The sequence below is a fragment of the Nocardia asteroides genome, assembly GCA_019930625.1.
Taxonomy (GTDB): Bacteria; Actinomycetota; Actinomycetes; order Mycobacteriales; family Mycobacteriaceae; genus Nocardia; species Nocardia sputi.
Genome location: CP082844.1, coordinates 1,370,079 through 1,382,284, shown reverse-complemented (window position 1 = coordinate 1,382,284; position 12,206 = coordinate 1,370,079). Strand labels below are relative to the sequence as shown.

Annotated in this window: 13 protein-coding genes; 10 read left to right on the top strand and 3 right to left on the bottom strand. The window is 67.2% G+C overall.

From position 1 onward, the window contains the following. The first annotated feature begins 52 nt into the window (after positions 1 to 52). Complete coding sequence (locus K8O92_06465) at positions 53 to 346, top strand: hypothetical protein (protein ID UAK33582.1); 294 nt, start codon at positions 53 to 55, stop codon at positions 344 to 346. 224 nt (positions 347 to 570) lie between these two features. After that, positions 571 to 2,196, top strand: a complete 1,626-nt coding sequence (gene groL, locus K8O92_06460; protein UAK33581.1) for a chaperonin GroEL — start codon at positions 571 to 573, stop codon at positions 2,194 to 2,196. A gap of 75 nt (positions 2,197 to 2,271) precedes the next feature. On the opposite strand, the gene K8O92_06455 is transcribed toward groL, so the two are convergent. Next, positions 2,272 to 3,270 (bottom strand): SMP-30/gluconolactonase/LRE family protein, encoded by a 999-nt coding sequence (locus K8O92_06455; protein UAK33580.1) that lies wholly within the window; start codon positions 3,268 to 3,270, stop codon positions 2,272 to 2,274. Positions 3,271 to 3,402: 132 nt separating this feature from the next. Between K8O92_06455 and K8O92_06450 the strand changes: the two genes are divergently transcribed. From K8O92_06450 to K8O92_06435, 4 genes are all read left to right on the top strand, one after another. Then, positions 3,403 to 3,846 (top strand): MarR family transcriptional regulator, encoded by a 444-nt coding sequence (locus K8O92_06450; protein UAK35486.1) that lies wholly within the window; start codon positions 3,403 to 3,405, stop codon positions 3,844 to 3,846. A 47-nt stretch (positions 3,847 to 3,893) separates the two neighbouring features. Then, entirely contained in the window at positions 3,894 to 4,700 is an 807-nt protein-coding gene (locus K8O92_06445; protein ID UAK33579.1) for an HAD-IIA family hydrolase, read from the top strand. Between the two features lie 351 nt (positions 4,701 to 5,051). Beyond that, complete coding sequence (locus K8O92_06440; GenBank protein ID UAK33578.1) at positions 5,052 to 5,657, top strand: TetR/AcrR family transcriptional regulator; 606 nt, start codon at positions 5,052 to 5,054, stop codon at positions 5,655 to 5,657. A 48-nt stretch (positions 5,658 to 5,705) separates the two neighbouring features. Beyond that, on the top strand, positions 5,706 to 6,563 hold the full coding sequence (locus tag K8O92_06435; GenBank protein UAK33577.1) for an alpha/beta fold hydrolase: 858 nt from the start codon (positions 5,706 to 5,708) through the stop codon (positions 6,561 to 6,563). A 103-nt stretch (positions 6,564 to 6,666) separates the two neighbouring features. Here the strand turns inward: K8O92_06435 and K8O92_06430 are convergent, their stop codons facing one another. Together K8O92_06430 and K8O92_06425 are read right to left on the bottom strand one after the other, a co-directional pair. Continuing rightward, on the bottom strand, positions 6,667 to 8,724 hold the full coding sequence (locus K8O92_06430; protein ID UAK33576.1) for a prolyl oligopeptidase family serine peptidase: 2,058 nt from the start codon (positions 8,722 to 8,724) through the stop codon (positions 6,667 to 6,669). Between the two features lie 34 nt (positions 8,725 to 8,758). Beyond that, the gene (locus K8O92_06425) at positions 8,759 to 9,301 is read right to left on the bottom strand and encodes a hypothetical protein (protein UAK35485.1); all 543 of its coding nucleotides are present in this window, start codon (positions 9,299 to 9,301) and stop codon (positions 8,759 to 8,761) included. A 237-nt stretch (positions 9,302 to 9,538) separates the two neighbouring features. Here K8O92_06425 and K8O92_06420 point away from each other — a divergent pair, with 237 nt between their 5' ends. From K8O92_06420 to K8O92_06405, 4 genes are all read left to right on the top strand, one after another. After that, positions 9,539 to 10,513, top strand: coding sequence for a dipeptidase (locus tag K8O92_06420; GenBank protein ID UAK35484.1), 975 nt, complete (start codon positions 9,539 to 9,541; stop codon positions 10,511 to 10,513). Between the two features lie 315 nt (positions 10,514 to 10,828). After that, positions 10,829 to 11,203: a hypothetical protein gene (locus K8O92_06415; GenBank protein ID UAK33575.1), complete on the top strand. Its 375-nt coding sequence runs from the start codon at positions 10,829 to 10,831 to the stop codon at positions 11,201 to 11,203. Positions 11,204 to 11,280: 77 nt separating this feature from the next. Next, positions 11,281 to 11,655, top strand: coding sequence for a hypothetical protein (locus tag K8O92_06410; protein ID UAK33574.1), 375 nt, complete (start codon positions 11,281 to 11,283; stop codon positions 11,653 to 11,655). 327 nt (positions 11,656 to 11,982) lie between these two features. Next, the gene (locus tag K8O92_06405; protein UAK33573.1) at positions 11,983 to 12,198 is read left to right on the top strand and encodes a hypothetical protein; all 216 of its coding nucleotides are present in this window, start codon (positions 11,983 to 11,985) and stop codon (positions 12,196 to 12,198) included. Positions 12,199 to 12,206 lie beyond the last annotated feature (8 nt).

Below are 12,206 nucleotides of genomic sequence, written 5' to 3'. Positions count from 1 at the left end.
GGGCGAATCGTAGGTCGGGCAGAGGCGAACCGCTGGCGGCTAAGCTATAGCAATGGCGGATGAAACGGATTCCGACCTAATAGCGGGGGAACGGCGCGCAGATCTGCTGCGCGCGCTTTCGTATGTGTCCACCGAGTCCCAACCGGACGGCAGCTACGTGGTGAACGGCGACCTGCCGCCCGACGTCGCGCCGCCCTTCATCCGCGCCATCATGCGCGTGGAGGCGGAGTTGCTGCTGCACGACGCCGAGCTCGTCACCGTCGAGGGCGGGGAGCCCCGCACGCCCGAGGAACGCCGCACCGACGCCTTCGTCGCGCTGGTCCTGCGCGTCGACGACCGGTATTGACCGGCGCGGCGGCGCCGGGGGACCTTGCACTCGCCACCATCGAGTGCTAAAAATGCTTTTGGCACTCTCGACCTGTGAGTGCCAGGTCGGGACGGTGAGACCGGGTTCCATCGACACCCTCGGTCGTCCGTCGCGGGCACCGAACCTGGCCAGCGTAACTGGGGCGACCCAACCAGCGGTCGTCCTGTGTGTCAGCCATACACATGGAGGATCTCAACAACGCCATGGCCAAGACAATTGCGTATGACGAAGAGGCCCGCCGCGGCCTCGAGCGGGGTCTCAACAGCCTCGCCGACGCGGTCAAGGTGACGCTGGGCCCCAAGGGTCGCAACGTTGTCCTGGAGAAGAAGTGGGGCGCTCCCACGATCACCAACGATGGTGTGTCCATCGCCAAGGAGATCGAGCTGGAGGACCCGTACGAGAAGATCGGCGCCGAGCTGGTCAAGGAAGTCGCCAAGAAGACCGACGACGTCGCGGGCGACGGCACCACCACCGCCACCGTGCTCGCCCAGGCGCTGGTGCGCGAGGGTCTGCGCAACGTCGCGGCCGGCGCGAACCCGCTGGGCCTGAAGCGGGGCATCGAGAAGGCCGTCGAGGCCGTCACCGCCAAGCTGCTCGACACCGCCAAGGAGATCGACACCAAGGAGCAGATCGCTGCTACCGCGGGCATCTCGGCGGGCGACTCGTCCATCGGTGAGCTGATCGCCGAGGCCATGGACAAGGTCGGCAAGGAAGGCGTCATCACCGTCGAGGAGAGCAACACCTTCGGCCTCCAGCTGGAGCTGACCGAGGGTATGCGCTTCGACAAGGGCTACATCTCCGGTTACTTCGTCACCGACCCGGAGCGTCAGGAAGCGGTCCTCGAGGACCCGTACATCCTGCTGGTCGGCTCCAAGGTCTCCACCGTCAAGGACCTGCTGCCGCTGCTGGAGAAGGTCATCCAGGCGGGCAAGCCGCTGCTGATCATCGCCGAGGACGTCGAGGGCGAGGCCCTGTCGACCCTGGTCGTGAACAAGATCCGCGGCACCTTCAAGTCCGTCGCCGTCAAGGCGCCCGGCTTCGGCGACCGCCGTAAGGCGCAGCTGGCCGACATCGGCATCCTGACCGGTGGCGAGGTCATCACCGAAGAGGTCGGTCTCTCGCTGGAGAACGCCGGTCTCGAGCTGCTCGGTCAGGCGCGCAAGGTCGTCGTCACCAAGGACGAGACCACCATCGTCGAGGGCGCGGGTGACCCGGAGGCCATCAAGGGCCGGGTCGCGCAGATCCGCACCGAGATCGAGAACTCCGACTCGGACTACGACCGCGAGAAGCTGCAGGAGCGCTTGGCCAAGCTGGCCGGCGGTGTCGCGGTGATCAAGGCGGGCGCGGCCACCGAGGTGGAGCTCAAGGAGCGCAAGCACCGCATCGAGGACGCCGTCCGCAACGCGAAGGCCGCCGTCGAGGAGGGCATCGTCGCCGGTGGTGGCGTCGCCCTGCTGCAGTCGGCTCCGGCGCTGGACGAGCTGAAGCTCACCGGTGACGAGGCCACCGGCGCGAACATCGTCCGGGTCGCGCTGTCGGCTCCGCTGAAGCAGATCGCGTTCAACGCGGGCCTCGAGCCCGGCGTCGTCGCCGAGAAGGTCTCCAACCTGCCCGCGGGTCACGGCCTGAACGCCGACTCGGGCGAGTACGAGGACCTGCTGGCCGCCGGCGTCGCCGACCCGGTCAAGGTCACCCGCTCGGCGCTGCAGAACGCGGCCTCGATCGCGGCCCTGTTCCTGACCACGGAGGCCGTTGTCGCCGACAAGCCGGAGAAGGCCGCCGCTCCCGCCGGCGACCCGACCGGTGGCATGGGCGGCATGGACTTCTGAGTCCGGCCACCCGGCAGCACATTTCGAACCGGAAGCCGGCCCACCGTGAGGTGGGCCGGCTTCCGGCGTTTCCGCTCAGATCCCGTCGAGGGTGACGACGGCGAACGGCGTCTGCGGGCTGCCTGGCCCCATCGGACCGCCCTTGTCGAATTGGGAGGAGACGATCAGGGTGCGGTCACCGGCGCGGGCCAGAGTCGTAGGGATGGAAAGCGCTTCGTCGGTGCGCTGCTGCGCCAGCGCCGCGGTGGCGCCGTCGTCGGAGACGGTCCAGCGGCTGATGGTGTTGGTCGTATTGTGCGCTGCCCACAGCGTGCCGTCGCGCAGTTCGAGGCCGTCGCCCTGCCGGAGATCACCGCCCCGAAGGGTGACTTCGCTGATCGCGCTCGCTTGCGGAGTCAACGCGACGCGGTAGAGGTCGCCGCGCGGCATGTCGACCGTGAGCAGATAGCGGCCCGCCGGATCGACGACGATGCCGTTCAGGCTGAAGGCGCCCGGTTCGATCGGCGGCAGAGCGGAGCGCAGGTCGAACCGCGGGGTCAGTTCGCCGCGCCCGCCCTGTGCTCTGGCAGCGGCGAGTTGGTCGGGGCTGACGCTGTAGACGACCGCTCGGATGCTGTCGGTCAGATACGCGGTGCCGTCCGGGGCGATGGCGAGATCGTTCACGAAGCGCGGGTCGGGGCCGGGCACGGTGAAGTCGGCCAGCAGCGCGCGAGTCGCGAGGTCGTAGACCGCGACTCCCGTGGTCGAGTCGGTGACCCAGAGCCGGCCCGCCGCGTCGACTTCCAAGCCGTTGGCGGTTTTGTGATCGTTGGCGCCTTCGGGCAGGAAGACCTCGGCTCGACGGGTGTTCGGAGTCGCGCGGTAGACCGCCCCGGTGGTGTAGGAGCCGACGTAGCTGTCGCCGGTGCGCTCGTCCACCGCGATGCCCTCCGGGTAGACATGCTCGCCCGGCAGTGCGTAGGCGGTGTGGACGGCGGTGGCGGGCGCGTCGCTCGCGCCGCAGGCCACAAGCGTGACGCAGGCGCTCGCGGACGCCAGGCTCGACAGCAGGCGGCGGGACAGGGCGTGGGACATCGGTCTACCTCTTCGGGTCAGGGCGATCGAATCGACTTACATCATTCTATGTCATAGAACATAAGTTAGAACTCTAATATCAGTCAAGGGTCGAATAACAGATCAGGCGGATAGCATGCGTTCATGACGTCCATGCCCGCCGCCGAACGGATCGGCTCGTATCTCAAACGTGCCGAGCAATCCCTCAACGCGGCCAAGAACGCCGCGTTGAAGCCGGCGGGCGTCACCGTCCCCCAGTACGCCGCGCTGCTGTACCTCGCCGAGAATCCCGGCATCTCGGCCGCCGCCCTGGCGCGGCTGTGCGGCGTCACCCCACCGTCGATGAACACCGTGTTGAGCAATCTGCAAGACCGTGGCCTCATCGAGCGCACACCGCACCCGTGGCACAAGAACGTCCTGGAGACCACGTTGACCGAGCAAGGCACGGCGCTCATGCGCGAGGCGGACGCCCGCGCGATCCGCGTCGAACGCGCCTTGGCCGAGGAATTCACCGCCGCCGAACGAGCGACGTTGCAAGACCTGCTCACTCGATGCGCCGACCGACTGGACTCGATCCGTCCCGACCCGGCCTCGTAGCCGCGGCTCCCGGCGTCTGGCGGGGGTGGCGGTCGTACGCTGAAGCCATGCCGGACCGCGATCGGATTCAGGGCGTGCTCTACGACATCGACGGCGTCCTGGTGACCTCCTGGCAGGAGATCGAGGGCGCCGCCGCCGCGGTGCGCCGGATCCGGGACAGCGGGCTGCGCCGCGCCTTCCTGACGAACACCACCTCGCGCACCTGCGCCGAGATCGCGGAACGCCTGTGCGACACCGGTATCGAGGTCGACGGCGCCGAAATCGTCACCGCCGCACGCCTGACCGCCGAGTTCGTGCGCGGCCGCTACCCTGACGCCACCGTCTGGGTGCTCAATCACGGCGACATCGCGGCGGACCTCACCGGTCTGCCGCTCGACGACGATCATCCCGACGTCGTCGTGGTCGGCGGAGCCGGACCGGAATTCACCCATGCGGCGCTGAGCCGGGTGGCGGAACTGATGCTGGACGGCGTGCCCGTCGTCGCCATGCACAGCGGGCTGACCTGGGCGACGGCGGAGGGTCTGCGCATCGACGCGGGCGCCTACCTACCCGGCTTGGAAGCGGCGGGCAACGCCCGTATCGAGGTGGTCGGCAAGCCGGCCGCGACAGGATTCCGGACCGCCGCGGCGCTGATGCGCCTGGACCCGGCGCAAGTCCTGATGATCGGTGACGACCTGCACTCGGATGTGCTTGCGGCGCAAGACGCGGGTTTGACCGGCGTCCTGGTACGCACCGGAAAGTTCCGGTCCGGTGTGCTCGCTTCGGCCGACCGCGCGCCCGATCACGTTCTCGATTCCGTGGCCGCGCTGCCGGAATTATTGGGTGTTCCGACAAAGTGGGCGAACCGGCCGTAACCGACGAATCGGAATGGAACAAAAAATTCTACAGTTTCCCTCTAAAATTGCCCGCAATCACAAGGTGTCTCGGTATGGTCTGTTTCGGCAAATAGCCAGTGACAAGGAAAGTTCAACGGTCAGATCGGAGTTGCCGGATGTTCGATCCGCTGATGAGCGTGCTAGTGCGCAGGCTACTATGGTCGCCGGGCTCAGGCTCGGCGACCGATCAATGAGGTAGCAACTGCTCAGCCAACTTTCGGCTAATTGTTGGTCCGCCGAGGGTTGTAACGAAGGGCCCGATCGATGACGATGAGTTCGGGCCCTTCTGTATTGTCTGCCCCAATGTCACAGGATGCGAATACAGGTCGAATGTATGCCGGGCAACCCGTCGAGGACCGGCAGCGTCAGCGGCGTGCGCGTTTTCTGGAGTCAGGCCTGACGGTCTTCGCACGAGACGGCTACGCCAACAGTTCGGTCGGCGCCATCTGCAAGGACGCCGGACTCTCCTCGCGACAGTTCTACGAGGAGTTCACCGGTCGCGAGTCGCTACTCCTAGAACTCTACGAGCAGATCGACCGGGAGTCGCGGGACGCCGTGAAGAAGGCGCTGGACGCGAAGTCCGGCGCCAAGGCGCTGGACGTCATCGACGCCGCCGTGCGCGCCTACGTCGAATCCCTCGGATCCGATCCGCGTAAGGCGCGCGTCGCCCTGGTCGAAGTGGTCGGGGCGGGCCCGAAGGTGGAGAAGTTCCGCCTCGCGGTGCGCCGGGAGTGGGGTTCGTTGCTGGCGGGCGCCGCCGAAGACGCCGCGCTGCACGGTGAGATACCCACCGGCGACTACGAGATGCGCATGCTCGCCACCATCGGCGCCGTCAACTACGTGGTCGACTCGTGGAGCGGCGCGGAGCCGCGCCCGCCGCTCGACGACGTCATCCGGGTGCTGAGCAGAGTGATCATCGGCGCGGTCCGCGCCTAGCGTCCCGGCCTGCGCGACCAGGGGCGACGGGCGCGGTAGCGTGCGAACATGCAGACAGTTCCGATCCAGATGCCGGACGGCACCACGGTTCCGGTGCGGTTGATACCCGCCGAGGGCGCGCACCGGCACCCGGTCACCCCCGACGCACCGCGCCCGGTCCTGGTGATTGTGCCCGGGCTCGGCGTTCCGGGGGGTTACTACGAACTGTTCGCCTCGGGTCTGGCGGCGCGTGGATTCGACGTGGCGATCGGCGAGATGCGCGGCAACGGCGACAGCAGGCCGAGGCCGAGTTCCGCCAGCACCTTCGGCTACCACGAACTGGTCTCGGTGGACTTCCCCGCGATCTTCGAGGTGGTCCGCGAGCAGTTCCCGGACAGCACGCCCTACCTGCTCGGTCACAGCATGGGCGGCCAGCTCGGCGTCATGTACGCCGCGCGCATCCGGGGCAGGCTGGGCGGGCTGATCCTGGTGGCGTCGGGCACCCCGTATTACCGTGGCTACCGGGGACTTTCGGGTCCGGGCATGCTGGTCGGCACCGCGGCGATGTCGCTGACGGCGAACCTGGCGGGCTTCTGGCCCGGCGACCGCGTGTCGATGGGTTTCGGTCGCCAGTCCAAGGTCCTGATCTCGGACTGGGCCCGGCTGGCGCGCACCGGCCGGTTCGTACCCGTCGGCGCGGACATCGATTACGAGGAACGCATCGCCAGGCTGAAACTGCCGGTGCTGTCGATCACGATGACCGGCGACGACCTCACCCCGCCCAGCTCCGCCGAGCACCTGCTGGAGAAGCTGCCCAACGCCGAGGTGACGCGCTGGCGTCAGCCGGAACCGCTGGGCCACAACGGCTGGATCCGCCAGTACACCAGCACCGTCGACCAGATCGAGAAGTGGCTGCGCGACCGATAGCCCAACCTGCGCCTTCGCTGGACCGTGCGCAGGCCGCCGCGCCGTGCGCGGGAACGGAACGGACTGCGCACGGCTGCGTCGATTGATCAGGCGCGTCGATTGATCAGGCGCGGCGTTCGATCAACATCTGCGTGAAGAACTCGTAGATCAGCGCCGCCTGGAAAGCCGACTGCTTGTTGTCGGCGGCGCCGCCGTGACCGCCCTCGATGTTCTCGTGATACCAGAACTCGTGGCCCTGCTCCTCCAGCAGCGCGGCCATTTTCCGGGCGTGGCCGGGGTGCACCCGGTCGTCCCTGGTGGAGGTGGTGAGCAGGATCGGCGGGTAGGCGCGGTCGGCGCGAGCGTTCTGGTAGGGCGAGTACTTGCTGATGTACTCCCATTCCTCCGGCTTGTCGGGGTCGCCGTACTCGGCCATCCACGAGGCCCCCGCGAGCAGCAGGTGGTAGCGCTTCATGTCCAGCAGCGGCACCTGGCAGACGATCGCGCCGAACAATTCCGGGTAGCGGGTCAGCATCACGCCCATGAGCAGTCCGCCGTTGCTGCCCCCCACCGCGCCGAGCTGATCGGCGGTGGTGACCCCGCGCCTGACGAGATCCTCGGCGATCGAGGAGAAGTCCTCGTAGACCTTGTGCCGGTTGGCTTTCTGCACCGAGGTGTGCCACTGCGGCCCGTACTCGCCGCCGCCGCGGATATTCGTCATCACCCACGTTCCGCCGCGCTCCAGCCAGCCCATGCCCGACGCGCCGCTGTAGGCGGGGGTGCGCGACACTTCGAAGCCGCCGTAGCCGGACATCACCGTCGGTCCCGGAACGTCTTTGCGGTCACCGCGCCGGATCACGAAGTACGGCACCATGGTGCCGTCGTCGGAGCGGGCGAAGAACTGCTCGGTCTCGACTCCGTCGGCATCGAAGAACCCGGGCTCCTGCTTGAGCCGCTCGGTACGCCCGCCGACCGAACTCGTCAGCAGCGTCGCCGGAGTGGTGAATCCACTGGTGCTCAACATGAACTCGTCGCCGCCCTCCAGCGGGTCGAGGTTCAGCACGCTGGTGGTCGCCATCGACGGGCTGTCGGCCAGCGGTTCGCGGCGCCAGCCCTCCGTACCGGGGGTCAGCACGTAGAGCTCGGTCTGCACGTCCTCGAGCGTGACCAGCAACAGGTGATTCTCGGTCCAGCCGTAGCCGTGCAGCGCGGTGTGCGCGTCGGGGGTGAAGAGAACCTCGAATTCCCGCGCGCCGGCCAGGAACTTCTCGAAGTCGGTGGCCAGCAGCGCACCCGCGGGATAGCTCGCGCCGCCGACCTCCCAGGGCGACTTCAGCCGCACCAGCAGCCAATCCTTGTACCAGGATTCGCTGGCGTCGCTCGGGATGTCGAGATGCCGCAGCGTGCCGTCTTCCTCGAGCAGGTAGACCTCTTCGTTGAAGAAGTCGGTGGCGCGGCCGACGTAGTGCCGTTCGTAACCCGGAGTGCGGTCGTAACCCGCCGAGACCGCGACGTCACCGGGCTCGCCCTCGAAGACGGTCTTCGCCTCCGCCAGAGCGGTGCCGCGGCGCCACAGCTTCGCGATCCGTGGATACCCCGAATCGGTCAGCGAGCCCGGGCCGAAGTCGGTGCCCACGTACACCGAATCGATATCGATCCAGCGGATCTCCGACTTGGCCTCGGGCAGGAAATAGCCGCCGTCGGCCGGATCGATGAATACCTTGCGCTCGATGTCGAACTCGCGCACCACCTTGGCGTCCGCGCCGCCGCGCGACAGGCTGATCAGCGCGCGGGACTGTTCGGGCCGCAGCACCCCGGCCCCGCCCCACACCCAGTTCTCGTCCTCGGCGGTGGCCAACGCGTCCACGTCGATCAGCACCTCCCAGTCCGGCGCGTCCTTGGCGTACTCGGCGAACGTGGTGCGCCGCCAGAGGCCGCGCGGGTGCTCGGCGTCCCGCCAGAAGTTGTAGAGCCAGCGGCCGCGGCGGCCGGGGTAGGCGATCTTGGCGTCCGTGTCGAGCATGTCGAGGATGCGGCGCTCCAGTTCGCGGAAGCGATCGGATTCGGCGAACCGGGCATGTACGACGGCATTGTGCGCGCGGGCCCAGTCCAGGGCACGCTCGTCGGTCACTTCTTCGAGCCAGAGGTAGGGGTCGGTCACGTTCTGCTCAACGCCGCTCATCCCCACATTGTTGCCGAGCCCTGCCGCGGCGGGGTCACCAGGAGTGCGCTACGTCCACCACGACGCGCGATCCGTTGCCCGGCCCGCCGAGGGTGTGCACCTTGACCGGCAACCGGGCGCGCGTACCCAGACCGACCGTGGTCTGGCCTTCGAAGGAACCGGCCCACGACACCTGGCGGAAGGTCCGGTAGTCCCGCACGTCGGCGAGTTCGGCCCGGTTCGCGGGGTTGTAGGTGGGGGTGAACGCGTCGTCGTGGGCGGGGGCGTTGACGGTGATGCTCAGGAACGCCGCGCCGCGCAACGGGACAGGTGCGCCGGAGCCGTCCATGACCACCCGCTCGACGTAGCCGACGTGGTAGCCCGTCGCGGGCCCGGCGATGTCGAAGACCAAGCGGTCGAAGCAGTCGTGCCGCCCGGCGCGCACGCCGGTCAGCGGCGCGGGCGTTCGTGCCTGGCTCACCTTGGGGATCGAGCCCCAGCCGGAGGCGCACTCCGGGGCGGCGGAGGCGGGGACGGGCGCGATCCAGAGACCGGCGAATGTCACGAAGGAGAAGAACAGGAGAAGCAAGCGACGCATGGCCGCACCGCCTTCGGGGCACAGGAGTATTGATGCGTAATATGCATCGGTCATCGCGGGCGCCCTGTTACAGCTGCAGCGACCCAAAAGCGTTGTCGAACGCGGCAACTCGGCCACTGTGTGGCGCATCGGGGCTCATCGTTTGCTGTCTGCGGACGCCCGCTGCGACCGGACAGTAGGATCGCTGCTCCGAGGCCGATCCGACCAGGAGGTTCGAGGTTGCCACCACTGCTGAGGTTGCCACCACTGCTATGGGAGCAGCACTGCTGTCTACCGCTGTCGCCCGCCGCGCGCATCGGCGACCTCGCGCGCTACCCGGCCGGGTCCTACCTGTCGGTGAACGTCGGGTACTCCCGGCAGTCGACCGACGACTCTCTGGCCCTGCTGCGCCGTTTCCGCCGGGAGGCGCAGGCGGACGACCGGTTCCGCCTGGTCCGCACCGTGGACGACATCGGCGATCCCGGCACCATCGGGCTGGCGTTCGATCTGGAGGACGCCGGGCCGCTCGGCGGCGACCTGGACAACGTCGCGCGGTTCTACGAGTTCGGCGTGCGCTCGCTGCTGCCCACCTACAACCACGCCAACGCCGCGGGCTGTGGGTGTCTGGACACCGAGGACACCGGACTCACCGGGTACGGGCGCGACCTCGTACACACGCTCAACGAAGCCGGGATGTTCGCGGACGGGTCGCACTGTTCCCGGCGCACCGGGCTGGAGATCGCCGAGCTGAGTGTCGTCCCGATGATCTACAGCCACTCGAACTTCGCCGCGCTGTGGGAGCATCCGCGCAATATCACCGACGAGCAGGCGCGAGCCTGCGCGGCGACCGGCGGCGTGATCGGGATCAACGGCGTGGGAATCTTTCTCGGCCGCAACGCTCCTGGCGAGCGTGCCGAACGGATCGAGGCGATGGCGCGGCACATCGAGTACGGCGCCGAACTCGTCGGAATCGAGCACATCGGGATCGGTTCGGACTACTCCTTCGACGCCGAGGACTTCAACGCCGAAATGCGGCAGAATCCGCACGCCTTCTCCGAGGCATACACGAAATGGGGTCCGTTGCAGTGGGTTCCGCCGGAGGATCTGCTCGGCGCCGCCGACGTGCCCGCCCTCGCCGAGGCGCTGGCCCGGCGCGGGTTCACCGCTGCGGATCTGGCGGCGGTATTCGGTGAGAACTTCCGGCGCGCCGCCGCGCTGGTGTGGAGGAATTGAAGGCCACAGGTGATGCGGAACCGCATGGGCGGATCCGGGTACCGACGGCAATGTAGCCGAGGCGATTTCAGCAAGGCTGGACCCGTTGCTCTGAGCGGCGCAATCGTATCGGGAGGATGTCGAATGCGCTGCGGTAGGAAATGGTCTGTACGGCAGCGATACCGGTCGGCCTCTTCACCTGTCGTTAAGGATTTCGCAAGGCTGATCGGCGAGTGTGATCGCGAATCCGCCGGTCGGTACGAGAACTTGACAAGACTCGGACTGTGCGGCCGGATTTCCATTGCGGCAGTGATTTCGATGTCGAACGGAGCCTTGATGATCACCACCCGCCTCGCCCTCCTGGGGCTTCCCGCGCTCGTGCTGGCCGCTGTTGCCGGTCCGGCGACGACTCCGGTCGCAGCGGCGCAAAACCCGCTGCCGACTTACACGTGCCGATACACGCACATCGAGCACTACTTCGTAGTATTGAACTCCATGAGGGGGCGCAAATGCACGGCGTCACCGGGCGCCCCGCTGGACGATATTTATTTCCACCCCGTCAGGATGGAAAACGGCCTCACCGGTGAGAAATGGGACTGCGGCGCCGCATTCGTGTACCTCGACAATCCGATCCACCCGGGAATGTCTCAGTACGACGCGGAGCAGGTGCTCAACGCCGGGGTCGACGCGAGCAACTGCCGCCCGATCTGACCGCGCGACGCAAACGATGCAGCATGCGAGCCGCCTCTTCTGATAATTGCCGATTTCTATTCGGAACGAGAAACACGATGATCACGACTCCCCTGTTCCGCCTCGGGCTGCCCGCACTCGTGCTGGCCGCCACCGCCTGTCTGATGACCGACGCCACCGCTGCCGCGCAAGCCCTGCCGACTTACACCTGCAAATACACGCTCGACGAACCGCATTTCGGATCCGTGAAAGGCCGCGAATGCACTTCCTCGGGGGGTGCCCCACTGGGCGGTTGGCACATGATCACTTTCCAAATGGAAAACAGTGCGACCGGTGAAAAGTGGGTATGCGGCACCGTCGAGGCGGCCTTGATTCCATACTATCTGGACAAAGTCGATCCGGATTACTCCGATATCGAACGGGCCTACGGTCGTGGGGCGGACGCGAGTGTCTGTGACCGCTTGCTGAACTGAGCCCGATCACCTGCGGGTGGGGCCGAATCTCGCATCGACACCCGTCGGCCGCGCCGACGCCTCGCCCCCACCCAGCCAGGTGGTCCCACCGAACCCTGCCATGGAGGCACATCGCCGTAGGACCTACTCGTGTTTTGCCACAGCCATGTAGCACTCGCGAGACATGTCGGGGATTGTGTCGTGCCCGTGCCGGTCTTACCGGAACTATTAGTCCGTCGTCCGGCGCGAAGCCAGCCGTATCTAATAGGGGCTTGTGATTCTCGATTCGGCGGCGCATGGTCGAACACCATGCGAACCGAAACCACCCGCACCCGTCTCCACAGGGCTGTGACAACTGTCATCATCGGGTTGACGCTGGCCGTGGCCGGAGCCCCTGCCGCGTCGGCCTTCCCCGGCCAACCCGCTACCGCTGGTTCGGTAGCGTCGCCGGTCGATTCCGGATCCTCATCCGGCTCGGGCTATCTGCTGGAAGCGGCACTCAACGCCCTCTGCGCCCTGACCGGCTCACGACCGACCTGCTGGGGTAGCGTCCCCAGCGTGTGACGCACCTG